This is a genomic window from Streptomyces sp. NPDC056347 (assembly GCF_042262625.1).
Classification (GTDB): domain Bacteria; phylum Actinomycetota; class Actinomycetes; order Streptomycetales; family Streptomycetaceae; genus Streptomyces.
The window spans coordinates 1-22,272 of the sequence record NZ_JBHJQP010000049.1 but is presented as its reverse complement, the minus strand read 5'-3'; the positions used below and the strand labels follow the sequence as shown (position 1 = coordinate 22,272).

Here is a 22,272-nt window from a genome sequence, read left to right as displayed (position 1 = left end):
TACGGCTCCGGTCAGGCCTCCGGGGCCGCCCGGTCCACTGGGGCCGCTAGGTCCGCCGGGCCCAGGTCCGCCGGTTCCCACGGCTGCGCCGGTTCCTGGTCCGGGAACGACTCGTTCAGTTCGAACCAGATCGACTTGCCCGCTCCCTGCGGGTCCACGCCCCACGCGTCGGCGAGCATCTCCATCAGCACCAGCCCCCGGCCGCTGGAGGCCATCTCCCCCGGGCGCCGCTTGTGCGGCAGCTCGTCGCTGCCGTCGGACACCTCCACCCGCAGCAGCCGCTCGCCGTGCTCCCCGGTCGCCCGGGCGAGCATCAGCGCGTCGCCGTCCGTGTGGACCAGGACGTTGGTGGCCATCTCGGAGACCATCAGCACCGCCGAGTCGACCTGCTCCGGATCGGCCCAGTCGTGCAGCAGGTCCCGCAGCTGCCGCCGGGCCGCCGCGATCCGTTCCGGCTGGGCCTGCGCGATGGTCAGCGCGGTGCGCCGGGCCGTCGGCCGTCGGCCGGTGCCGCCGTCGCGCCGCAGCAGGAGCAGGGCGACGTCGTCCTCCCGGCGGTCCGACAGCGGGCCCGTGGTGTAGTGCGAGGCCGGCCCGTGCACCGTCTGGACCAGGGCGTCGGCCAGCTTCTCCAGGTCGGCCGGGTGCTGTTCCAGGACCGGGCGCAGCCGGTCCCAGCCGGAGAACATGTCGTGGCCGCCGGTCTCGATCAGCCCGTCCGTGCAGAGCATGATCGTCTCCCCGGTCTCCAGGGTGAGCCGGCTCGTCGGGTAGTCGGCGTCCTCCTCGATGCCGAGCGGCAGCCCGCCCTCGGTCTGCCGGATCATCGCGGTCCCGTCGGCGGTGGTCACCACCGGGTCGGGGTGGCCGGCCCGGGCGATGTCGAGGGTGCCGGTGGCCGGGTCGACCTCCGCGTACAGGCAGGTGGCGAAGCGGGGGCCGGGTGCCGATCCGTCCTCGTACGCCTCGGTGAGCCCGGACAGGAAGCGCGAGGCGCGGGAGAGCACCGCGTCGGGGCGGTGCCCCTCGGAGGCGTACGCGCGCAGGGCGATCCGCAGCTGCCCCATCAGCCCGGCGGCCCGTACGTCATGGCCCTGGACGTCGCCGATGACCAGGGCGATCCGGCCGTTGGGGAGCGGGATCATGTCGTACCAGTCGCCGCCGACCTGGAGCCCGCCGCCGGTCGGGATGTAGCGGGCGGCGACGGTCATCCCGGGGATCCCCGGGCCGAGCCTGGGCATCATCGAGCGCTGGAGCCCCAGTGACAGCTCCCGCTCCGTCTCGGCGACCCCGGCGCGGGCCAGCGCCTGCGCGAGCATCCGCGCCACGGTGGTCAGCACCGAGCGCTCGTCCGGGGAGAAGGAGACCGGATGCTTGAACCCCGCCATCCAGGCGCCCATCGTGCGCCCCGCGACGATCAGCGGCAGAAAGGCCCAGGAGCGGCGCCCGAACGGGCCGGCGAGCGGCCAGGTGGTGGGGAAGCGGCGGCTGTACTCCTCGGGCGAGGGCAGATAGACCGCCCGCCCGGTACGCACGACCACGGCGGCCGGGTAGTCGGTCTCCAGCGGCATGTCGGTGAACGGTCCCTCGTCGCCGAGGCCGTGCCCGTGGTGCCCGACGATCGTCAGCCGGTCGCCCGCGATGCCGAAGACCGCCAGTCCGTCCGGCGAGAAGCCCGGCATGGAGAGCGAGGAGGCGACCCGCAGTACCTCCTCGGTCGACCTCGCCTCGGCCAGCGCCCGCCCGGCGTCCAGCAGGAAGGCCTCGCGGGAGCGGCGCCAGTCGCCGGTGATGGGTATCGGCGTGCCGGTGGCGCCGGGCTGCGGCTCGGGGACCTCCTGGAGGGTGCCGACGAGTACGTAGTCCCGGTCGCTGGCGGGCAGCGGCCTGGAGCGGCTGCGTACCGTGCGCAGCACCCGGCCCTCGCCGTCCACGATCCGCAGCCGGGCCTCGGCGAGGGTGCCCTCGGCGCGGGCGAGGCTGACCACGCCGTAGATCTCGTTCCAGTCGACGGGGTGGAAGCGGGAGCGCACCGCGGACTCGCGGAAGACGCCGGCCGCGGCGGGCAGCTCCAGCAGCCGGGCCGCCTCGGCGTCGAGTGTCACGGTCCCGGCGCCGTTGTCCCAGCTCCACAGGCCGGTGGCGGTCGCGGCCAGGACATCCTCGGTGCGCATTGCCCTACTTTAAGAATATTTGCGGCTCGAATGCCACCGTGGTGCCGCCGCGGGAGGCCGTGACGGGCGCGTCCGGATGATCTTGAAATGTCAATGTCAATGATTCGGTGCGGGCGCGGGCGGTAGCCTGGGGTGGCTGTATCCACCCCGAACCGCGAAGACTGGATGAACGACGATGCATCGGTACAGGTCCCACACCTGCGGCGAGCTCCGCGCCTCTGACGTCGGCACCGACGTCCGGCTGAGCGGCTGGCTGCACAATCGCCGAGACCTGGGTGGCATCCTCTTCATCGATCTGCGCGACCACTACGGTCTGGTGCAGCTCGTCGCCCGCCCCGGCACGCCCGGCAACGAGGCGCTGTCGAAGCTCACCAAGGAGACCGTCGTCCGGATCGACGGCAAGGTCTCCGCGCGCGGTGCCGACAACGTCAACCCGGAGCTCCCGACCGGCGAGATCGAGATCGAGGTCACCGAGGTCGAGGTGCTGGGCGAGGCCGCCCCGCTGCCCTTCACGATCAACACCGAGGACGGGGTCAACGAGGAGCGGCGCCTGGAGTACCGCTTCCTCGACCTGCGCCGCGAGCGCATGCACCGCAACATCATGCTGCGCTCGGCGGTCATCGCGTCCATCCGCGCCAAGATGGTGGCCCTCGGCTTCAACGAGATGGCGACGCCGATCCTCACCGCGACCTCCCCCGAGGGCGCCCGTGACTTCGTCGTGCCGTCCCGGCTGAACCCGGGCAAGTTCTACGCCCTGCCGCAGGCGCCGCAGCAGTTCAAGCAGCTGCTGATGATCTCCGGCTTCGACCGCTACTTCCAGATCGCGCCCTGCTTCCGCGACGAGGACGCCCGCGCCGACCGTTCGCCCGGCGAGTTCTACCAGCTCGACGTCGAGATGTCCTTCGTCGAGCAGGAGGACGTCTTCCAGCCGATCGAGAAGCTGATGACCGAGCTCTTCGAGGAGTTCGGCAACGGCCGCCACGTCACCTCGCCGTTCCCGCGCATCCCGTTCCGCGAGTCGATGCTGAAGTACGGCAACGACAAGCCCGACCTGCGCGCCAAGCTCGAACTGGTCGACATCTCCGACATCTTCGCCGACTCGGAGTTCAAGGCGTTCGCCGGCAAGCACGTCCGCGCCCTCCCGGTCCCGGACACCGCGGGCCAGTCCCGGAAGTTCTTCGACGGCCTGGGCGACTACGCCGTCCAGCACGGTGCCAAGGGCCTGGCCTGGGTCCGGGTCGGCGAGGACGGCGCGCTGGCCGGTCCGATCGCGAAGTTCCTCACCGAGACGGACGTCAAGACCCTCACCGAGCGCCTCTCGCTGGTGCCGGGCCACGCCGTGTTCTTCGGCGCGGGCGAGTTCGACGAGGTCTCCAAGATCATGTCCGCCGTCCGCGTCGAGGCCGCCAAGCGGGCCGGCCAGTTCGAGGAGGACGTCTTCCGGTTCTGCTGGATCGTCGACTTCCCGATGTACGAGAAGGACGAGGACACCGGAAAGATCGACTTCTCCCACAACCCCTTCTCGATGCCCCAGGGCGGCATGAAGGACCTGGAGGAGAAGGACCCGCTGGACATCCTTGCCTGGCAGTACGACATCGTCTGCAACGGCATCGAGCTGTCCTCCGGCGCCATCCGGAACCACGAGCCCGACGTCATGCTCAAGGCGTTCGAGATCGCCGGTTACGACCGTGAGACCGTCGAGCACGAGTTCGCGGGCATGCTCCGCGCCTTCCGGCTCGGCGCCCCGCCGCACGGCGGCATCGCCCCGGGCGTCGACCGCATCGTGATGCTGCTGGCCGACGAGCCGAACATTCGCGAGACGATCGCCTTCCCGCTCAACGGCAACGCCCAGGACCTGATGATGGGCGCGCCGACGGAGCTGGACGAGTCCCGTCTGCGCGAGCTGAACATCCAGCTCCGCAAGCCGGTCGCGGCGGCGAAGGGCAAGGACGAGGACAAGACGGAGAAGTAGTCCCGCGCCGCCTCTTCGGTGGTCCGTCGTTCCACGTGAAACATCCCCCGGCCGGGTCGGCCGGGGGATGTTCGCGTATCCGCCGCTCTTCCGCGCCGGGACCGGCTACGTCGCGTTCAGGGCGGCCGTCGGATCGAGCCGGGCGGCCCGGACCGCCGGGTACAGCCCCGCGACCACGCCGATCAGCAGGGTGGCGGCCAGCCCGCCCGCCAGGGACCAGGGCGGGACCACCGCCGTCCACCCCTGGACCCGGGCGAAGCCGTAGGTGGCCGCCGAGCCCAGCAGCGCGCCCGCCGCCCCGCCCAGCGCCGACAGCAGCAGCGACTCCGTGACGAACTGGAGCCGGATCGCCCCCCGGGTCGCGCCCAGCGCGCGGCGCAGCCCGATCTCCCGGCGGCGCTCCAGTACCGAGATGACCATGGTGTTGGCCACGCCGACCCCGCCGACCAGCAGTGCCACCGCGCCCAGGCCGAGCATCAGCCGGGTCAGTCCGGCGTCGGTGGCGGCCTTGGCGGCCAGTGCGTCCGAGGGTCGGGAGACCTTGACGCCCATCCCGTCGCCGGGGTTCAGGGTGCGGCCGAGCACCGCCCTCACGTCCTCCACGGAGGCGTCGGTGGAGCGCTCGAAGACGGTGGTGGGGTGGCCGTCGAAGCCGAACCAGCGCTCGGCGGCCGGGAAACCGACCATGGCGACCCGGTCCAGGTTGGGGACCAGTTCGATCGGTTCGAGGATGCCGACGACGACCACCCGGACGTCGTTCATCATGATCGTCTCGCCCGTGCGGGTGACGCCGAGGCGTTCCGCGGCCACCGTGCCGAGCACCGTCACCGGGAGCCGCTCACCTGCCCGGTCGAGCCAGCCGCCGGTGCGTACCTCGCCGCCGAGCGCGGCCAGCAGGTCGGTGCGGACCGCCTGGGCGGTCACGCCCGCGGTGCGTTCCTCGGGTACGACGTCGCTGCGGCGGATGCGGGCGTCGATGTCGGCGGAGGCGGTGGCCTGGCGCACCGGGCCGATGCGCTCGACCATCGCGACCGCGTTTTTGGGCAGCTTGAGCTTGTCGCCCTGGGCGTCCTCGCCGGCCTCGGCGGTGAGGAGGTTGGTGCCGAGCCGGTCGAGCCGGGCCATCAGGTCGGCGCGGCTCGACTCGGAGAGTCCGACGACGGCGACCATGGTCGCGATCCCGATGGCGATGCCGAGTGCCGAGAGCACCACGCGGGCCCGTCGGGCGCGCAGCCCGACCGCGCCGACCCGGAGCACGTCGCCCGGGGCGAGGCGGGCGGGCCGGAGGTCCTGCCTCATGAACCGGTCTCCTCCGTGCGGGGTGCCACGCTCTTTGTGGCCGGAACGGGGCCGGGGTCCGAGCACAGGTCCGAGACGATCCGGCCGTCCCTGAAGCGGACCCGGCGCGGCAGGGCGTCCGCGATCTCGTTGTCGTGGGTGATCACGCAGACGGTGGTGCCCGCCGCGTTCAGCTCGTGCAGCAGCTCTATGACGACGGAGCCGGACGCGGTGTCCAGCGCCCCGGTCGGCTCGTCCGCCAGCAGCAGGGTGGGCGCCCCGACCACGGCGCGGGCGATGGCCACCCGCTGCTTCTCGCCGCCGGACAGCTCGTCCGGGGTGTGCGAGCGGCGGTGGTCCAGCCCTACCCGGGCCAGCGCCTCCCGGGCCCGGGCCCGGCGCTCCCTGGGCGGGACGCCCGCGTAGAGCAGCCCGTCCGCGACGTTTTCCACCGCGTCGCGCCCCGCCGCCAGGTGGAAGTGCTGGAACACGAAGCCGATGTGGCGGGAGCGCAGGGCGGAGAGCCGGGAGTCGGAGAGCCGGGACACGTCGTGACCGGCGATCCGGACGGTGCCGGCGGTGGGCCGGTCGAGGGTGCCCATGAGGTTGAGCACGGTGGACTTGCCGGAGCCGGACGGGCCGACGACGGCGAGCAGCTCGCCCCGCCCGACGGTGAGGTCCACCCCGCGCAGGGCGTGGACGCCGCCGGGATACGCCTTGGCGGCGCCCCGCAGCTCGATCACCGGGGTGGACGGGGTGCCGGCCGCCGTGGTGGCGGGGGGTACCGGCGCGGGTGGCGTGGGGTTCGCCGGGTCGGGGTTCATGACGCGGCCGCACCGACCTTCAGGCCCGCGCGCACGTCCGGGCCGCTGACCTCGATCCGCCCGTCGGCGGTCATGCCCGTCTCCACCCGCACCATCCGCGACGTGGAGCCCTCGACGACCTGGAGGCCGTAGCCGCCGTTCTCGCCGCGCAGCGCGACGACCGCCTCGACCGGGACCGTGAGCACCCCCTTGCGTTCCTCGCTGACGAACTTCACGCTCGCCGGGGCCTTGGGGTCCTCGCCCCTGACGGCACGCGCCCCGCCGTCCAGGGAGATCTCCACGGTGACGCCGTCCCCGGTGTCCTGGCCCTCCCCGGCCCCGGAGTCCTCGGGCCGTACCGTCCCGGTGACCCGCCCGGCCCTGGTCCGCCCGCTCGGCAGGGTGACCTCGACACGGGTGCCGCGCGCGGCGAGCGCCGCCTCGCCCCGGTCGAGGTCCGCCCGGACCACCGGGTCGGTGGAGGCGATCGTCAGCACCGCCCCGTCCGGGCCGACCCGGTCGGCGAGCGCCGCGTCGGCGGAGACCACCTTGACCGGGCCGGGCTGGAAGACCACGTCCCCCTGGCCGACCCGGCCGGTGGCGTCCCGGTTCAGCGACTTCTGCCACTGCTTGACGGCGGCCTCGGTGCCCGCGTCGTACCGGACGTCGATGTACAGCCCGGCCCCGTACCCCAGGTCGCGCAGGTTGCGTTCCAGCTGGAGCACGTCGCTGCCCCGGTCGCCGAGTTTCATCTCGCGGAACATCGGGACCGGGCCGTAGAGCAGCGTGACAGGCTTGTCGTTCAGCTCGTACAGCGCCTGTCCCCTGGTCAGGGTGCGGCCCTCGGTGGCGGCCACGGTCACGGTGCCCTCGACGGCGGACTTGACGGCGCGGCGCCGGGCGAAGCCGAGGGTGCCGTCGACCGTGGTGGACCGGACGAGGTCGGCGCGGGTCACGGTCGTGGTGGCGGGCGGCAGACCGCCGCCGCCCGAGGTGGCGCCCGCGCCGCCGTCGCCGAGGAACAGCCATCCCCCGGTGACGGCGGCGGCCACCGCCACCGCGCCGACCGCGAGCAGAGCGGCGGCGCGCCTCACTGCATGCCGTCCAGGCCGTCGAGCAGCTTCGTCCGGCACGCCTCGCGGGCCTTCTTGTACGCCGGCGAGTCCCCGTCGATGGTCGGGGAGGCCGGGTTGGGGTCGCCGCCGGGCTGGGCGATGCCGCCGCTCATCGTCGGGTTGGCGAACCGGGAGACGCCGTGGTCCCGCATGCACGCGGCGTGCGCCAGCATCGACTCGTAGGCCTTGCGCTGGTCGATCTTGGGCTCGGCGTCCATGGTGGCCCTGAGCTCGGCCACGCAGGCGCCGTTCTTGCCGCCCTTGATGCCCTCGTTGCGGCCGGGCTGGGAGCCGATCTCGTTGATCCTGTCCCAGTCGAGGTACCCGCTGAGCCTGGGGTCGGGGAAGTCCGGATAGCCGCCCTTGGCGCGCATGCACTGCACGTACTTGACCTGGACGTCGTAGAACTCGCTCCGGCCCGCGGCCGGCTTGTCCGGCCCCTTCTCGTCGTCCTGCGAGGCGGACGGCTTCGCGTCGTCCGGTACGTCGGCGACCACGTCGCTCTTCTTCGTACCGCCCGCGCCGTCGTCCCCGCCGCCGCAGCCGACGGAGAGGGCGAGCACGGGCAGCGCCACGAGCGCGGCGATGCGGAGCCGGGCGGCAGCGGTCCTTCGGTGGGAAAGGTTCATGGGCGGCACGTTGTCCGGTGCGGATGACGGCCCGTCCATGGCCACATGATGGGAACGTAACAATGCCCCCGGCCTGCGCATTCGTCCCTACGGACACCGGACGGAACGGGCCCGGACATGCACATAATCGGCCCCATGCCGCATGTGTTGCTCATCGAGGACGACGCGTCCGTACGGGACGGAATGGAGCTGGTGCTGCGCCGGCACGGGTACGGCGTGTCGACCGCCGCCACCGGCGAACAGGCCCTCGCCCTGCTCGCCGGCGAGCAGGGCGCCCGGGTCGAACTGGCCGTGCTCGACCTGATGCTGCCCGGCATGGACGGCTTCGAGGTGTGCCGCCGCATCCGGGCCCGTTCGGCGGCCCTGCCGGTCATCATGCTGACCGCGCTCGGCGACGACCACGACATCGTGACGGGGCTGGAGGCGGGCGCCGACGACTACGTCGTCAAACCCGTCACCGCCCCGGTCCTGGAGGCCCGCATCCGGGCCGCGCTGCGGCGCGCCGAACCCACCGGAGGGGCACATCCGGCCGGGGGCGGCGACCTCGCCGGGCTGGTGATCGACCGGCTCGGACTGACCGTCACCAAACACGGCGTACCCGTCCCGCTGCCGCCCACCGAACTGCGGCTGCTGCTGGAACTCTCCGCCTCCCCGGGCCGGGTCTTCAGCCGCGAGCAGCTCCTCGAATCGGTCTGGGACCACACCTTCCTGGGCGATTCCCGGCTGGTGGACGCGGCCGTCGGCCGACTGCGCGCCAAGCTGGAGGACGTACCGGCCAAGCCCCGCTACGTCCAGACGGTGCGCGGCTTCGGCTACCGGTTCGGCCCGCTGTGAGCCCGATGGCCGCCCGCATACGTGCCCGGCTGCGCCACCCGGCCGGCGGGCTGCGCACCCGGCTGGTCGTCACCTTCGTCGCCGTCGCCCTCATCAGCGCCGTCACCGCGACCGCCCTCGCCTACCGGGACGCCCGCACCGCCGTCCTCCAGCGCACCCAGAACGCGGCCGTCGACGACGTCCGGGAACGGGTCGGCGCGGTGGCCGCCGACTTCGACCTGCCGCCCGACCAGCAGGCGATGGCCCGTTTCGCGGCCCTGGTCTCGGAGGGCATCGGCGGCCGGATCGTCGTCGTCCGCTACCGGGACCTGTCCGCCACCTCCGACACCTACGCCGACACGGCGGCCCGGATCGGCGCCGATCTGCGCACCGCCGTGCGCACCGGCGACGACGCGGTGTTCCAGCGGGTGCGGTGGCGGGGCGAGCCGTATCTGGTGGTCGGCATGCCGGTGACGTACGCGGACGGGGACCGCGGCACCTCCGGCCTGGAGGTCTACGCGATCACCGATCTGCGGGCCGAACGCGACGACACCGCGGCCCTGCTGGACTCGGTGCGGGCGGGCATCGTGCCGGTGGTGCTGCTGGCCGCCGTCCTGGCGCTGCTGGCCGCGGGTACGGTGCTGCGGCCGGTACGCAGGCTGGGCCGGGCCACCCGTGAGCTGGCGTCCGGGGACCTCGGCAGCCGGGTCGCCGTCACCGGGCACGACGAACTCGCCGACCTGGCCAGGACGTTCAACGAGACCGCCGACGCGCTCCAGGCGTCCGACGCGGACCTGCGCGAACAGGAGGCGAGGGCGCGCCGTTTCGTGGCGGACGTCTCCCACGAACTGCGCACCCCGCTCGCCGCGATGACCATGGTGGCGACCGTCCTGGAGGAGGACGCCGACCAGCTGCCCCCGGACGCGGCCCGGGCCGCCCGGACCGTCGGTGCCGAGACGGCCCGGCTGGCCCGGCTGGTCGAGGAGCTGATGGAGATCTCCCGCTTCGACGCCAAGGCGGCCCGGCTGAACGCCGCCGAGACCGACCTCGCCGACACCGTACGGGCGTCGCTGGCCCTGCGCGGCTGGACGGACCGGGTACGCACGGAGCTCGGCGCGGGCGTACGGGCGGTCGTCGACCGGCGCCGGATCGACGTGATCGTCGCGAACCTGGTGGGCAACGCGCTGCGGCACGGTGCCCCGCCGGTCACCGTGACCCTGGACACCTGCCACGAGGCGGACGGCACGTCGTGGGTGGTGCTGTCGGTCGCCGACCGCGGCCCCGGGCTGCCGCCCGGCGAGGAACGGCGGGTCTTCGACCGGTTCTACAAGGCGGACGCGGCCCGTACGCGTTCCGCCGACCGCGACGACGACGGTGGCGGCGGGCAGGGCAGCGGGCTCGGGACGGCGATCGCGCTGGAGAACGCCCGGCTGCACGGCGGCACGATCGAGGTGGCGGACGCGTCCGGGGAGGCGCCGCGCGGCGCGGTGTTCACGCTCCGGCTGCCGCTGCGGCGCACCGGAGAGGACGAGGGGACGGCATGAGGCTTCGACGGGCGGCCGCGGCCGCCGTACTGGGGAGCACCCTGGGCGCCGCGCTGACCGGCTGCGGGGCCGCGCCGACCGGGGTCCAGCCGACCGGGGTCGTGACGGCGGGCGAACCCGCCACCGGGCTCACCCGGGGCCTGCGGCTGTACTTCGCGTCGCCGAACGGGCTGCGCGCGGTGCCCCTGATCGACCGGAGGATCGACGACCTGAACGGGGCGCTGAAGCTGCTCGGCGCGGCGGAGCCGCCCGCGGACCGGGGCGAGCAGCTGGTCTCCCTCGTCCGGCTCGGCGGCTACTCCGCGACCGGCTCGGGCGACCGGGTCACGGTGCGGCTGGAGGGACCGTACGGGGGATCGGGGCGCGACCAGGAGACCGGCCAGGTGGTGTGCACCCTGGCCCGCGCCCAGTCGGTGCTCGACCCGAGGACCAGGGCCGACGACGTCCGGGTCACCTTCCGCCCGACGGAGGGCGAGCCGCTGGGGCCGTTCCGGTGCGCGGAGTTCCTGGGCCGGTGAGCTGAGGGGCCGGCGAGCTGAGGGGCCGACGAGCGACGGGGCCGGCGAGCGACGGGAGCGGTACGGGGCCGGCCGGTGAGGGACCGTCACCGTGGCGGGCCGGGCGATACCGCCGTATGGCCCTCGTACGGATTCGCACCGGCGCGGCGCGGCGTTGACTGGGGGCGGCGGACCGGTGCGTGGCGGTGAGCGCCCGCCCCGGCCGCCCCGACCGTCGAGGAGCCCCGCATGTCCGTGTCCCGTCCGCCGGTCCTCCGGCGCGCCCCGCATTCCACCCGCACAGGCATAGGCATAGGCACCTGTGCCGCCGCGTTGCTGCTGCTCACCGGCTGCGGCGGCACCCCGGAGAACGCCTCCGTCACGCACCCCGCCCTGCGGCCGGGCGCCCCGGCCTCGCCCGGCGTCGGCGGCCCACCGGGCCGGGCACCCGTCCGGGCCGCCCCGGTGCCCCACGCCCCGCACGCCGCGCCGCGCGGGATACCCGGCCTGGGGCCCAGGACCCGCGCCGCGATACCGGCGGGCTCCCGCCAGGCCCTCGTCGTCACCGGCGACGACTACGACTCCAGCCTCTCCACCGCGGTGCTCTACACCCGCGACGACCCGGCCCGGGGCTGGCGTCCCGTCACCGGCCGCTGGCCCGCCCGCAACGCGCTGGACGGCTGGACCGACCGGCACGAACAGGGCGACCTCCGCTCCCCGGTCGGCGTCTACGGCCTCACCTACGCGGGCGGCCTCCTCTCCCCGCCCCGCACGGCGTTCCCGTACGACCACAACCCGCTGTTCACCGTCGGCGGTGAGGGCTTCGACGGCGAACCGCTCGAAGGCTCCTTCGACTACGTCGTCGCCATCGACTACAACCGCACCCCCGGAACCACCCCCCTGGACCGCACCCGCCCGCTCGGCGAGGAACGCGGCGGCGGCATCTGGCTCCACGTCGACCACGGCGGCCCCACCCAGGGCTGCGTCTCCCTCCCCGCCGACCGCATGCGGGACCTCCTGACCGCCCTGGACCCGGCGAAGAAACCCGTCGTCGTCATGGGCGACGCCGAGGGCCTGGAACGCTGAACCGGCAACGGGCCACGGAACGGGCCCGTACGCCGTGAGCGGCCACTGAACCGCTGAAGAACCGGGTCCGCCGAACACGGCGGAGGGCGGGACCGGCCGTGCGGTCCCGCCCTCCGTTCCGTGCGAGGTGAACGCCGCCTACGCGGGCTTCTCCTCCAGGCGCGGGAACAGCACCGCGCCCTTCGTCACCGTGGCGCCCGCCGGGAGGCGGCCCCAGGTTCCGGCGTCCTGCACGCGCTGGTCGGCCAGGGCGCCCAGGGACGCCTCGGCGCCCAGCGACTCCCACAGCTTCTGCGAGGTCTCCGGCATCACGGCGTTCAGCAGCACCGCGACACCGCGCAGCGACTCGGCGGCCGTGTAGAGGATCGTCGCGAGCCGGGCCCGGCCCTCGGCGGAGTCGTCCTTGGCGACCTTCCAGGGCTCCTGCTCCGTGATGTAGCCGTTGACCTGCTTCACGAAGTCGAAGATCGCCAGGATGCCCGCCTGGAAGTCCAGCTCCTCGCCGATCTTCGCGTCGGCGGTGGCGACGGCCTTCGCCAGGCCCTCCTGGACGGCCTTCTCGGCGTCGCCCGGCGCGGTGGCCGCGGGCAGCTCCCCGCCGAAGTACTTGCCGACCATGGCGGCGACGCGCGAGGCGAGGTTGCCGTAGTCGTTGGCCAGCTCGGAGGTGTAGCGGGCGGCGAAGTCCTCCCAGGAGAACGAGCCGTCGTTGCCGTACGCGATGGCGCGCAGGAAGTACCAGCGGTACGCGTCCACGCCGAAGTGCGAGGTCAGGTCCTGCGGCTTGATGCCCGTCAGGTTCGACTTCGACATCTTCTCGCCGCCGACCATCAGCCAGCCGTTGGCGACGACCTTGCCGGGCAGCGGCAGCCCCTGCGCCATCAGCATGGCGGGCCAGATGACCGAGTGGAAGCGGAGGATGTCCTTGCCGATCAGGTGCACGTCGGCCGGGAACGTCGCGTCGAACTTCTCCTGGTTGGAGCCGTAGCCGACCGCCGTGGCGTAGTTCAGCAGGGCGTCGACCCACACGTAGATGACGTGCTTGTCGTCCCACGGCACCGGGACGCCCCAGTCGAAGGTCGAGCGGGAGATCGAGAGGTCCTGGAGGCCCTGCTTGACGAAGTTCACGACCTCGTTGCGGGCGGACTCGGGCTGGATGAAGCCCGGGTTCTCGGCGTAGAACTCCATCAGCTTCGGGCCGTAGGCGCTCAGCTTGAAGAAGTAGTTCTCCTCCTTGAGGATCTCCACCGGCTTCTTGTGCACCGGGCACAGCTTGACGCCGTTCTCGTCCTCGATGAGGTCGCCGGGGAGCTTGTACTCCTCACAGCCCACGCAGTACGGGCCCTCGTACCCGCCCTTGTAGATCTCGCCCTTGTCGTACAGGTCCTGCACGAACTCCTGCACCCGGTCGGTGTGACGCTTCTCCGTCGTACGGATGAAGTCGTCGTTCGCGACGTTCAGGTGCTCCCAGAGGGGCTTCCACGCTTCCTCGACGAGCTTGTCGCACCACTCCTGCGGAGTGACGCCGTTCGCCTCGGCCGTGCGCATGATCTTCTGACCGTGCTCGTCCGTGCCGGTGAGGAACCACACCTTCTCGCCACGCTGGCGGTGCCAGCGGGTGAGCACGTCGCCTGCGACGGTCGTGTAGGCGTGGCCCAGGTGAGGAGCGTCGTTGACGTAGTAGATGGGGGTCGAGACGTAGAAACTCTTCACGCCGTCGCCCCCTTGCTTCTCGGATCCAGTGGCCGCCATGGTCGAAATCCTAACGGCCTGCGGGGGACCGGCTCACACCGATAAACCTCCCGGGAGCACGGAGACCTTTGCGAAACATCCCTTCCCGTAGGAAAGACGCATCCTGGGAGGGAGTGGACACGCGTGTACGAGGCAGGGGACATCACGATGCGGGTACTGGTCGCCGAGGACGAGGAGATACTGGCGGAGCTGGTCGCCACCGGGCTGCGCCGGGCCGGTTTCGCCGTCGACACGGTGTACAGCGGTGACGCCGCCCTCGCCTATCTGGGGCTGCACGACTACGACGTGGTCGTCCTGGACCGCGATCTGCCGCGGGTGCACGGCGACGACGTGGCGCGCGGGCTGGTCGCCTCCGGTTCCCGGACCAGGATCCTGATGCTGACCGCCGCCGCCTCGACGGAGGACCGGGTCTCCGGGCTCGACCTCGGCGCCGACGACTACCTGGGCAAGCCCTTCGAGTTCCCCGAGCTGGTGTCGCGGGTCCGGGCGCTGCGGCGGCGCAGCGCCCGCCCGGTCCCGCCGCAGCTGGAGCGGTACGGCATCCGGCTCGACACCGTGCGCCGTACCGCCTCGCGGGACGGGCGGGAGCTGGACCTCTCGCCGAAGGAGTTCTCGGTGCTCCAGCTGCTGCTGGAGGCCGACGGTGCCACGGTCAGCGCCGAGGAGCTGCTGGAACGGGCCTGGGACGCCAACGCCGACCCCTTCACCGGGGCGGTGCGGGTCTGCATGAGCAAGCTGCGCGGCAAGCTCGGGGAGCCGGCCCTGATCCGTACCGTGCAGGGCGTGGGGTACGCGCTGTGACGCCCCCCGCGAAGTGGCTCTCCGGGGTGCCGCACTCCCGGATCCGGGCCCGGATCGCCCTGGTGTACGGGGGGGTCTTCCTGATCCTCGGCACGGCGCTGCTGGCCACCGTCAACCTCGCCTCCCGCGCCGGTACGGACTCCCAGGCGCGGGACATCGCCCGCACCGCGGCCGTCGTCCAGCCCGGCTACGCGGTGAACGGTCCGCTGATCACCCGGCGCAGCCTGGGCCCGCCCACCGTCTACGACCTCACCGACAACGTCAGCGACGCGGCCGGGCACCAGCTGATGATCTGGTCCGTGGCGGCGCTGCTGGTGATGACGGCCTGCGCGGTCTGTGTGGGCTGGTGGACGGCGGGCCGGGTGCTGCGGCCGGTCCATGCCATGACCGCGAAGGCGCGGCGGCTCTCCGAGCACAATCTGCACGAGCGGATCGCCTCCAGCGGCCCGGACGACGAGCTGAAGGAGCTCGGCGACACGCTGGACGCGCTGCTGGGCCGGCTGGAGAAGGCGTTCGACAGCCAGCGGCGGTTCATCGCCAACGCCTCCCACGAGCTGCGGACCCCGCTCGCCACCCAGCGGGCCGCGATCCAGATCGGACTGGACGACCCGACCCCGGAGGACCTCGTACGGACCCGGCAGACGCTCCTGGACAACAACCGGCGCAGCGAGCGGCTCATCGAGGGGCTGCTGTCGCTGGCGCGCAGCGAGCGCGGACTCGCGGAGGGCGAGCGGGAGGCGGTGGACCTGGCGCTGGTGGTGGAGGAGGAGACCGCCCGGCATCCGGAGCGTCCGGGGCGTCCGGGGGTGAAGGCCGACACGCACTTCTGCGTGGTGCGCGGCAACCGGCTGCTGCTCGCGCAGCTGGTGGGGAACCTGCTGGCCAACGCCGTCACCTACAACGTGCCGGGCGGGACGGTGGAGGTGTCCCTGGTGACCGCCGGGAGCGGGGCGCTGCTGGAGGTGCGCAACACCGGGCCGGTGGTGGACGCGGCGGACATCCCGGGGCTGTTCGAGCCGTTCCGGCGCGGTGAGGGCAAGGACCGGATGGGGCGCGGCTCGGGGCTCGGCCTCTCGATCGTGCGCTCCATCGCGGTCGCGCACGGCGGTACGGTCACGGCGGTGCCGGGCCCGGAGGGCGGGCTCGCCGTGACCGTACGGCTGCCGGTCGATCAGGCGCCGGTCTCGGCTCCGGCCGCGGACTCGGCGGCGGACTCGGCGTCGGCGCCCCGGGCCGTGAGCCAGGCGGGGAACGCGGCGAGGACCTCGCGGTAGAACCGGGCGTCCGGGACCTCGCGGGGGGCGGGGCCCGCGTGGAAGAAGCCGGCGTTCGGGGCGTCCAGCCTGCGGAGGAAGTCGAAGCCCTTGCCGTCCTCCTCGCCGAACGCGACGAACTGGAAGAACAGCGGCAGCCGCGCCGCGTCGGCCAGTGCCTGCCTGGCGGCCTGCTTGGCGTCCGGCGGCCCGTCCGTCTGGAAGATCACCAGGGCGGGGCCGGTGGCTCCCGAACCCTCGTAGTGCGTGACGACCTCTTCGACGGCGCGCTGGTAGTTCGTACGGCCGAGGCGGCCGAGGCCCGCGTTCAGCTCGTCGATCCGGCCCTCGTGGTCGGCGAGGCCGACGGTGGCGGTGCCGTCGATGTCCGTCGAGAAGAAGACGACGGGGACGGTCGCGTTCTCGTCCAGGTGCGCGGCGAGCGCCACCGTGCGGTCGCCCAGGTGCTGGGCGCTGCCGTCCTTGTAGAACGGCCGCATGGAGCCGGAGCGGTCGAGAACCAGGTAGACGGTGGCGCGCCGGCCGGTCAGCCCGTGCGCCTTCAGCCCGGACTGGGCGGCCTTGTACGCGTCGACGAGCCCGGGAGCGCGGGACTTGACCTTCGCGAGGCTGAACGCGGGCTTGGCGGCCGAGGTGGTGGTGGCCGGGACCTCGGGAGCGGGGGCGGGGGTGGGCTCGGCCTTGGCGGGCTCGGGCTCGGCTTCGGCTTCGACCGGCTCGGGGGCGGGCGCGGCCTTGACGGGCTCGGGCGTGGCCTCCGGCTCGGGCGTGATGTCGGTCTTGGGGGCCTCCGGCTCGGGGGCGGCCTCGGCCTTGACCGGCTCGAGCTCGGGGGCGGCCTCGGCCTTGACCGGCTCGGGCTCGACCTCTGTCTGGACCGGCTCGGGCGCGGGGGTGGGCTCGGCTTCGGCTTCGACCGGCGCGGGGGCGGGGGTGGGCTCGGGCGTGGCCTTCGGCTCGGGCGCGATCTCGGTCCTGACGGCCTCGGGCTCGGGCTCGGGCTCGACGTCGGCCCTGGGCTCCTCGACCGGTTCCGGGGCCGGTTCCGGCTCGGGTTCCGGCTCTGCGGCCGGCTTCTCGGCCTTCGGCGCCTCCGCCTTCGTCTCTTCGGCCTTCGTCTCTTCGGCCTTCGTCTCCGTCGCCTCCGGCTCGGTCGACTCCGGCTTCGGGGCCGAGCCCTGTGCCGGGACCGTCGAGAGGGACGGCCGGTCGAAGGCGGCCGCCACCAGGTCCGAGACCGCATCGCCGTCGTCGCCGAGGGAGCGCGGGGAGGCCGGGGCCGGTACCGAGACCCTGGCCGCCGGGGCCGGAGCCGACTCCGCGGCCGACCCGTCCGCCGTAGCCGTAGCCGTAGCCGTAGCCGTAGCCGTGACGGGCTCGGGCTCCGCTTCCGTTTCCGCCTCCGACTCCGCCTTCACTTCCGCCTGCGGCTCCGATTCCGTGGGCGCGGTGCGTCCGGTCTGGGGCGGCACCGTGGCCGTCGGTGCGTCCTGCTCCGCGCGGTCACGGCCGAACACCTTGCGCAGCAAGCTCCGAATGCCCATGGGCGAGGCCTTTCGCGTGAGTTGAGTGCGAGAAATGTCCGACCTGCCGGAATTGATCCCTGGCCAGGACGGATACGTAAGGTTAGCGGCCGGATCCGGCCCTTCGGTGGCGCGGCTCTCTGGACGAGTCCTGTGCGTATGACGTGCGGGGCTGATGTATGTCGGTCAAATCTGCTCATCGGCTCGTGAGATGCCTTGTTAACGTGACCGCGCGGTGTGTCCGAATCAATTGCGGGCACACCGTTGTCCGTTATCCGGAACAGATCTCCAAGAAGGGCTCCCACGTGGGAAAACCAATGCGCAGAACACGCTTTGCCATCGGTGCGGCAGTAGCCGCCGCGATGCTTTCCGGCCTCGTTCCCGCGGCCGGTGCGGTGGCCGCCCCGGCCGCCGGAGCCCCGTCCGCGATGCGGGCCGCCGAGGACCCCGCGACGGGTAACGAGGGAATGCCGGACGACGGTTTCGAGAACGAATCCGAGTCCGAGCAGGACGACTTGGCGGGAACCGGAACCGGAACCGCGGCCACCACCCCCGCCCCGCGTGCCTCCGCCCTCGCCGCCGCCCCCGTCCCCGGCCGGGCCGGGGACTTCAAGCTGGTCACGGGGAGCGACATCTCCGGGCTCGTCACCAAGCTCGACGCCGCGCTCCCCAAGCAGGGCCTCACCGAGCTGATGGAGCAGGCCAACCGCCCCGCCGGCTGGGAGAGCGCCTGCGGCACCGCCGGAATCTACGGCTCCGACCTGGCGGTCAACCACCGCGTCTGCTGGCAGAGCGACGACGCCTCCTCCTCGGAGTGGGTGCCGCAGGCCATCACCGGGGTCTCGGACGCGCAGGAGGACGAGGACTGGGGCACGTCCAACTCCGATCCGATCGCGGTGGCCGCCTATGACGCGCAGAACCCGGGCCGCAGCAACTACGCCTCGGGTGCCGGCAACTGTCTGGCGAGCACGACCACGGACGCCTGCAACGAGAAGGGCATCCGGGTCAGCTTCTTCAACCAGGCCACCCAGATGTACCGCCATGTCCTGCTGGTCTGGCCGTACATGAACTCCAAGGACCACATCTCCTTCGACGCCCTGCACGCCCGCGAGGGCAAGTGCGTCGGCACGGTGACGGCGTCCTGCGCCGCGCAGAACGGCATCCACGCCGGCGGCATGGTCTGGTACGGCAACTACCTGTACGTCGCCGACACCGCCAACGGCATGCGCGTCTTCGACCTGCGCAAGATCATGGACCTCAACCCGGACAACAAGGCCGACGTCGACGACAAGACCCCGGACGGTCTCACCAGCAACGTCGTCGACAAGCGGCGCATCGGCCGGCAGAACAACGTCTGGTACGGCTACGGCTACCGCTACGTCATGCCGCAGGTCGCCACGCTGAAGTTCAGCACGGCGAAGAACGGCGGGGAGACCGGCGGCAACCAGTGCTACGCCACCGGCCGCCCCAAGGCCTCGTACATCTCGCTGGACCGCACCGACACCGACCACATGATCCTCGGTGAGTACTGCAACACCAACAACGGCGGCACCAGCCCCGGCCGGGTCGGCACGTACCCGATGACGGCGCTGACCGCCGCGGTCGAGGGCGCGCCCGGCACCGTCGCCGACGCGGACCTGGCGTACGGCCTGCCGACCGGGGCCACGTTCAACGGCGAGGCCCTGTGGCACAAGATCCAGGGCGTCACCCGGTACGAGGGCAAGTGGTACTTCCACCGCTCCAACGCCACCAGCAACGGCCGGCTGCTCCAGGCCACGCCCGGCACCGTCGACGGAACGTCCCAGCTCGTCGGCAACGCGAAGACCCTGCAGTCGTCGTTCGGCCCCGAGGACCTCTACCTCGCACACGGCCGCGGTGACGGCTTCGCGCCGCAGCTGTGGTCACTGAGCGAACACGCGCCGAGTGTCTGCGGGTCGTGCAAGCGCGAGGTCTACAGCTACAACATGGCGGAAGTGATCAGCGACTTCGGCTGATCCCCCACGGACCGACGGCTCGGGCCGGTCCCCCGGGGACCGGCGACTTCGGCCGGTCCCCCCGCCCGCGGCTCCCGCGTTCTACAGTCGGACCCATGGTTTCCGGTGAGGCGCCGCAGGCGGAGGGCAGTGTTCGGGTCGATGTCTGGATCTGGTCGGTCCGGCTGACGAAGACCCGTTCGCAGGCCGCAGCCGCCTGCCGCGCGGGTCATGTGAAGGTCGCCGGTGAGCGCGCCAAGCCCGCCCAGACGGTGCGCGTCGGCGACGAGGTACGGGTCCGGCACGCGGGCCGCGACCGGATCGTGGTCGTGTCGAGGATCGTGAAGAAGCGGGTCGGCCCGCCGGTGGCGGTGGAGTGTTACGTCGACAACAGTCCGCCGCCACCACCGCGCGAGCTGGCCGTCCAGGTCCCCGTACGGGACCGGGGTGCGGGCCGCCCGACGAAACGGGACCGACGCGAGATGGACCGGCTGCGGGGAGCCGACCCCGGCCAGTGAGGTACGGCGGGGGCTCAGAGCACGATCACGGTCTTGCCGCGCGCCCCGCCCGTCCGGTTCCGGTCCAGGGCCTGCGGGGCGTTCTCCAGCGGGAGTTCGGCGTCGACGGGCACCCGCAGCACGCCCTCCGCGGCCCCCGCCGCCAGCACGTCGAGCAGCACCGGGCTGGGCTCCAGCCGGAAGTCGATCCCGGTCACTCCCCGGGGCAGCGCGGCCCCCGCGGCGACGCCCCGGGTGGTGACGGCGACACCACCGCGCCGCACCGGAGCGGCCCGGTCCGCGAAGGCCTCCGGAGTGGCGGAGACCAGGTCGACCACGGCGTCGACGCCGTCCGGACAGCTCTCGCGCACCGCCGCGCCGAACGGGCGCGCGAGGGTGTCGATCGTGACGGCGGCGCCCAGCTCCGCCATCCGCCGGTGCTCGTCCCCGCGCACCACGGCGATGACCCGGATGTCGCGGGCCGAGGCGAGCTGGGTCAGATAGCTGCCGACGCCGCCCGCCGCACCGATCAGCAGCAGGGTCTCGTGGCCGCGGAGCGCGGCCGTGTCCAGGAGCTGCGCCGCGGCCATCCCGGCGGACGGCAGCGCGGCGGCGGCCCGCAGGGAGAGGCCGGGCGGTACGGCGGTGATGGCGGAGTCCTGCGGTACGGAGACGTAGTCGCAGTAGCTGCCGCCCCCGGTCGGGTTCGGGTCGGCCACCCGGCCGAAGACCTGGTCGCCGACCCGGAAGCGGTTGAGCCCGCTGCCGATCATGTCGACCCGGCCGGCGAAGTCGACGCCGACCACCAGCGGGAACACCCGCGGCGGCGTTCCGTCGTCCGGGGCGTCCTCGGCCGATCGCCAGTCGGACGGGTTGAGCGCGGCGTACTCGACCCTGACCCGCACCTCTCCGGCCTGCGGCTCGGGCTTGGGCAGCTCCACCAGTTCGGGGTCGGCCCGGAACGCGCCGACGGCTATGGCTCGCATGCGGAAGGCCTCTCAGTCGCCCCCGGGTCCGGCACTCACGGGACCCACTCTTCCCCGGCCCGCCCCTCACCGCACGTCGACGCCGTGCCCCGGGTTCTTCCCGCCGTCCACGGCCCTTCGCCGCCATGCCGGCACCGCGCAGACCACCGCCACCACCAGCCCCGCCGCACACACCGTCCACGCGGTCGTGCGCAGCGATCCGGTCAGCGCGTCGTACACCGCCGCCGCCCCCGCCGTCTCGTCCCCCGGCACCTCGGACAGCACCCGCCCCCTGGCGAACGCGACGACCGCGCGCAGCACCAGCGCCCCCAGCGCGAAGCCCAGCCCGGTCAGCGCGAGGGCGCGCAGCGCGGCGGTCCCGGAGCGCCGGTGCCCCGGGCCGTCGCCGCGCGCCCAGGCGCCCGCCACGGCCAGGACGGCCAGCACCACGGTCGCCACGGCGGGCCACACGCTGCCGCCGCGCAGCAGCCGGAAGCTCTGGCGCAGCTGGTCGGCCCGGTCGGCGGAGATCAGGGTGATGTCGGTGTGCTGGACCGGGATGCGGTCGGCGAACGGCACCCCGTTCTCCTCCAGGTTCCGTTTGACCTGCTCGGTCACGGGTGCCAGGTCGATGGTCACGGCCTCGCCGGTGCTGCCGTCCAGTGCGGCGGTGACGGCTTCGTGGGCGGTGCGGTTGGCGGTGGTCCAGGCGTCCCGGAAGGCGTCGGTGGTGGTGAACGACAGCACGGCCTGGTGGAGGAAGTCGCGTGCGGCGCCCTGGAGCGGCCCGGCGTCGATCTGCTGCATCGCCCCGTCGGTGATGAGGTCGGCGACGGTGCCGCGGACGTCGGGGTCGTCGGCGAGCGGGGCCACGGCGTCGACGTAACGGTCGGTGTTGTCGATCTCCAGGGCGACCCAGGCGGAGAGCGCGCCGACCGGGACGAGGACGGCGAGCAGCACCACCAGTACCGCCGAACAGGCCGCCGAGAGATAGGTCCGCACCCTCCCAGGGAATCCCGCGGACGGGCGGCACGCCCCGGGCCGTACGCCATCCGAGTTGCCGGGTGACCCGGCCGGGTGTGCTCTGGAGGGACAGGAGTCACGGAAGGAGAACTCCGCCATGTCCACACACGCAGCAATGCCGACGCGCGGCCGCTCGGGACCGCGGGTACAGACACGCGGGCACAGCGCGCTCTCCTGGGCGATCCCCGTCGTACTGGGCGGGGCGTACGGCCTGTACGCCTCGTTCATCCTCCGCAACAACGGCGCGACCGGCTACCGCCAGTTCTGGTACGGCCTGATCACCGCGGTGGTGCTGGCCGTCCTCTGCTTCGCGGTGGGCCAGGTCCAGCACCGGATGATTCCCCTGGTGCGCGGGCTGGCCTACGGGGTGCTGACCTCGGCGGCGATCGGGCTGCTGGTCGGGCTGACCGGGTCGAGCGTCCTGCGCTCCTCGATGCTGGGCCTTTCGGTCGGCCTCGGCATGTTCATCACCGCGTTCTACCTCTTCTACACCCACGAGCAGCAGAGATAGCCGCCCGACGACGGAGCGGGCCCGTACGCCACGGCGTACGGG

At 72.9% G+C, this 22,272-nt stretch carries 19 protein-coding genes; 10 read left to right on the top strand and 9 right to left on the bottom strand.

Annotated features, from left to right (window positions below; translation table 11 throughout):
- Window positions 1–11 precede the first annotated feature (11 nt).
- Window positions 12–2,174 (bottom strand): SpoIIE family protein phosphatase, encoded by a 2,163-nt coding sequence (locus tag ACFCV8_RS14125; RefSeq protein WP_376685590.1) that lies wholly within the window; start codon window positions 2,172–2,174, stop codon window positions 12–14.
- 175 nt (window positions 2,175–2,349) lie between these two features.
- On the opposite strand from ACFCV8_RS14125, the gene aspS reads away from it, so the two are divergent.
- Window positions 2,350–4,146 (top strand): aspartate--tRNA ligase, encoded by a 1,797-nt coding sequence (aspS, locus tag ACFCV8_RS14120; RefSeq protein WP_376685589.1) that lies wholly within the window; start codon window positions 2,350–2,352, stop codon window positions 4,144–4,146.
- A 105-nt stretch (window positions 4,147–4,251) separates the two neighbouring features.
- Here the strand turns inward: aspS and ACFCV8_RS14115 are convergent, their stop codons facing one another.
- From ACFCV8_RS14115 to ACFCV8_RS14100, 4 genes are read right to left on the bottom strand one after another with little or no spacing between them, the layout of a single operon-like run.
- The gene (locus ACFCV8_RS14115) at window positions 4,252–5,445 is read right to left on the bottom strand and encodes an ABC transporter permease (protein WP_376685588.1); all 1,194 of its coding nucleotides are present in this window, start codon (window positions 5,443–5,445) and stop codon (window positions 4,252–4,254) included.
- Window positions 5,442–6,248 carry an ABC transporter ATP-binding protein gene (locus tag ACFCV8_RS14110; RefSeq protein ID WP_376685587.1) on the bottom strand — a complete coding sequence of 269 codons (807 nt, stop codon included), beginning with the start codon at window positions 6,246–6,248 and terminating at the stop codon, window positions 5,442–5,444. The genes ACFCV8_RS14115 and ACFCV8_RS14110 overlap by 4 nt, the downstream gene beginning before the upstream one ends.
- Window positions 6,245–7,321, bottom strand: coding sequence for a peptidoglycan-binding protein (locus tag ACFCV8_RS14105; RefSeq protein WP_376685586.1), 1,077 nt, complete (start codon window positions 7,319–7,321; stop codon window positions 6,245–6,247). Before ACFCV8_RS14105 ends, ACFCV8_RS14110 begins: the two co-directional genes overlap by 4 nt.
- Window positions 7,318–7,971: a hypothetical protein gene (locus ACFCV8_RS14100; protein WP_376685585.1), complete on the bottom strand. Its 654-nt coding sequence runs from the start codon at window positions 7,969–7,971 to the stop codon at window positions 7,318–7,320. Before ACFCV8_RS14100 ends, ACFCV8_RS14105 begins: the two co-directional genes overlap by 4 nt.
- 135 nt (window positions 7,972–8,106) lie before the next feature.
- Here ACFCV8_RS14100 and ACFCV8_RS14095 point away from each other — a divergent pair, with 135 nt between their 5' ends.
- From ACFCV8_RS14095 to ACFCV8_RS14080, 4 genes are all read left to right on the top strand, one after another.
- Complete coding sequence (locus tag ACFCV8_RS14095) at window positions 8,107–8,805, top strand: response regulator transcription factor (protein ID WP_376685584.1); 699 nt, start codon at window positions 8,107–8,109, stop codon at window positions 8,803–8,805.
- A 5-nt stretch (window positions 8,806–8,810) separates the two neighbouring features.
- A complete protein-coding gene (locus ACFCV8_RS14090) occupies window positions 8,811–10,328 on the top strand; it encodes an ATP-binding protein (RefSeq protein WP_376685583.1) in 1,518 nt (505 codons plus the stop codon).
- Window positions 10,325–10,846 (top strand): hypothetical protein, encoded by a 522-nt coding sequence (locus tag ACFCV8_RS14085; RefSeq protein WP_376685582.1) that lies wholly within the window; start codon window positions 10,325–10,327, stop codon window positions 10,844–10,846. The genes ACFCV8_RS14090 and ACFCV8_RS14085 overlap by 4 nt, the downstream gene beginning before the upstream one ends.
- Window positions 10,847–11,074: 228 nt before the next feature.
- Entirely contained in the window at window positions 11,075–11,911 is an 837-nt protein-coding gene (locus tag ACFCV8_RS14080; RefSeq protein ID WP_376685581.1) for a L,D-transpeptidase family protein, read from the top strand.
- A 138-nt stretch (window positions 11,912–12,049) separates the two neighbouring features.
- Here ACFCV8_RS14080 and metG read toward each other — a convergent pair whose 3' ends face one another.
- Window positions 12,050–13,663 carry a methionine--tRNA ligase gene (metG, locus tag ACFCV8_RS14075; RefSeq protein WP_376685580.1) on the bottom strand — a complete coding sequence of 538 codons (1,614 nt, stop codon included), beginning with the start codon at window positions 13,661–13,663 and terminating at the stop codon, window positions 12,050–12,052.
- Window positions 13,664–13,810: 147 nt separating this feature from the next.
- Here metG and ACFCV8_RS14070 point away from each other — a divergent pair, with 147 nt between their 5' ends.
- Both ACFCV8_RS14070 and ACFCV8_RS14065 read left to right on the top strand, forming a co-directional pair.
- Window positions 13,811–14,464 carry a response regulator transcription factor gene (locus ACFCV8_RS14070; protein ID WP_376685610.1) on the top strand — a complete coding sequence of 218 codons (654 nt, stop codon included), beginning with the start codon at window positions 13,811–13,813 and terminating at the stop codon, window positions 14,462–14,464.
- Window positions 14,461–15,738 (top strand): ATP-binding protein, encoded by a 1,278-nt coding sequence (locus ACFCV8_RS14065; protein ID WP_376685579.1) that lies wholly within the window; start codon window positions 14,461–14,463, stop codon window positions 15,736–15,738. Before ACFCV8_RS14070 ends, ACFCV8_RS14065 begins: the two co-directional genes overlap by 4 nt.
- On the opposite strand, the gene ACFCV8_RS14060 is transcribed toward ACFCV8_RS14065, so the two are convergent.
- Window positions 15,636–17,282: a VWA domain-containing protein gene (locus tag ACFCV8_RS14060; RefSeq protein ID WP_376685578.1), complete on the bottom strand. Its 1,647-nt coding sequence runs from the start codon at window positions 17,280–17,282 to the stop codon at window positions 15,636–15,638. The two genes, ACFCV8_RS14065 and ACFCV8_RS14060, sit on opposite strands and share 103 nt — an antisense overlap.
- Before the next feature lie 296 nt (window positions 17,283–17,578).
- Between ACFCV8_RS14060 and ACFCV8_RS14055 the strand changes: the two genes are divergently transcribed.
- Both ACFCV8_RS14055 and ACFCV8_RS14050 read left to right on the top strand, forming a co-directional pair.
- Window positions 17,579–19,255 carry a hypothetical protein gene (locus ACFCV8_RS14055; protein ID WP_376685577.1) on the top strand — a complete coding sequence of 559 codons (1,677 nt, stop codon included), beginning with the start codon at window positions 17,579–17,581 and terminating at the stop codon, window positions 19,253–19,255.
- A gap of 95 nt (window positions 19,256–19,350) precedes the next feature.
- Complete coding sequence (locus ACFCV8_RS14050) at window positions 19,351–19,752, top strand: RNA-binding S4 domain-containing protein (protein ID WP_376685576.1); 402 nt, start codon at window positions 19,351–19,353, stop codon at window positions 19,750–19,752.
- Window positions 19,753–19,766: 14 nt separating this feature from the next.
- On the opposite strand, the gene ACFCV8_RS14045 is transcribed toward ACFCV8_RS14050, so the two are convergent.
- Both ACFCV8_RS14045 and ACFCV8_RS14040 read right to left on the bottom strand, forming a co-directional pair.
- A complete protein-coding gene (locus ACFCV8_RS14045) occupies window positions 19,767–20,717 on the bottom strand; it encodes an NADP-dependent oxidoreductase (protein WP_376685575.1) in 951 nt (316 codons plus the stop codon).
- A gap of 66 nt (window positions 20,718–20,783) precedes the next feature.
- Window positions 20,784–21,698 carry a hypothetical protein gene (locus ACFCV8_RS14040; protein ID WP_376685574.1) on the bottom strand — a complete coding sequence of 305 codons (915 nt, stop codon included), beginning with the start codon at window positions 21,696–21,698 and terminating at the stop codon, window positions 20,784–20,786.
- Window positions 21,699–21,816: 118 nt separating this feature from the next.
- Here ACFCV8_RS14040 and ACFCV8_RS14035 point away from each other — a divergent pair, with 118 nt between their 5' ends.
- Entirely contained in the window at window positions 21,817–22,230 is a 414-nt protein-coding gene (locus ACFCV8_RS14035; protein WP_376685573.1) for a hypothetical protein, read from the top strand.
- Window positions 22,231–22,272 lie beyond the last annotated feature (42 nt).

Bases quoted from the DNA above. Each gene is read 5' to 3' on its own strand.
- ACFCV8_RS14080 (WP_376685581.1), top strand. From the start codon at position 11,075: ATGTCCGTGTCCCGTCCGCCGGTCCTCCGGCGCGCCCCGCATTCCACC.
- aspS (WP_376685589.1), top strand. From the start codon at position 2,350: ATGCATCGGTACAGGTCCCACACCTGCGGCGAGCTCCGCGCCTCTGAC.
- ACFCV8_RS14100 (WP_376685585.1), bottom strand. From the start codon at position 7,971: ATGAACCTTTCCCACCGAAGGACCGCTGCCGCCCGGCTCCGCATCGCC.
- ACFCV8_RS14095 (WP_376685584.1), top strand. From the start codon at position 8,107: ATGCCGCATGTGTTGCTCATCGAGGACGACGCGTCCGTACGGGACGGA.
- ACFCV8_RS14050 (WP_376685576.1), top strand. From the start codon at position 19,351: ATGGTTTCCGGTGAGGCGCCGCAGGCGGAGGGCAGTGTTCGGGTCGAT.
- metG (WP_376685580.1), bottom strand. From the start codon at position 13,663: ATGGCGGCCACTGGATCCGAGAAGCAAGGGGGCGACGGCGTGAAGAGT.
- ACFCV8_RS14035 (WP_376685573.1), top strand. From the start codon at position 21,817: ATGTCCACACACGCAGCAATGCCGACGCGCGGCCGCTCGGGACCGCGG.
- ACFCV8_RS14115 (WP_376685588.1), bottom strand. From the start codon at position 5,445: ATGAGGCAGGACCTCCGGCCCGCCCGCCTCGCCCCGGGCGACGTGCTC.
- ACFCV8_RS14110 (WP_376685587.1), bottom strand. From the start codon at position 6,248: ATGAACCCCGACCCGGCGAACCCCACGCCACCCGCGCCGGTACCCCCC.
- ACFCV8_RS14090 (WP_376685583.1), top strand. From the start codon at position 8,811: ATGGCCGCCCGCATACGTGCCCGGCTGCGCCACCCGGCCGGCGGGCTG.
- ACFCV8_RS14085 (WP_376685582.1), top strand. From the start codon at position 10,325: ATGAGGCTTCGACGGGCGGCCGCGGCCGCCGTACTGGGGAGCACCCTG.
- ACFCV8_RS14070 (WP_376685610.1), top strand. From the start codon at position 13,811: ATGCGGGTACTGGTCGCCGAGGACGAGGAGATACTGGCGGAGCTGGTC.
- ACFCV8_RS14045 (WP_376685575.1), bottom strand. From the start codon at position 20,717: ATGCGAGCCATAGCCGTCGGCGCGTTCCGGGCCGACCCCGAACTGGTG.
- ACFCV8_RS14060 (WP_376685578.1), bottom strand. From the start codon at position 17,282: ATGGGCATTCGGAGCTTGCTGCGCAAGGTGTTCGGCCGTGACCGCGCG.
- ACFCV8_RS14055 (WP_376685577.1), top strand. From the start codon at position 17,579: ATGCGCAGAACACGCTTTGCCATCGGTGCGGCAGTAGCCGCCGCGATG.
- ACFCV8_RS14125 (WP_376685590.1), bottom strand. From the start codon at position 2,174: ATGCGCACCGAGGATGTCCTGGCCGCGACCGCCACCGGCCTGTGGAGC.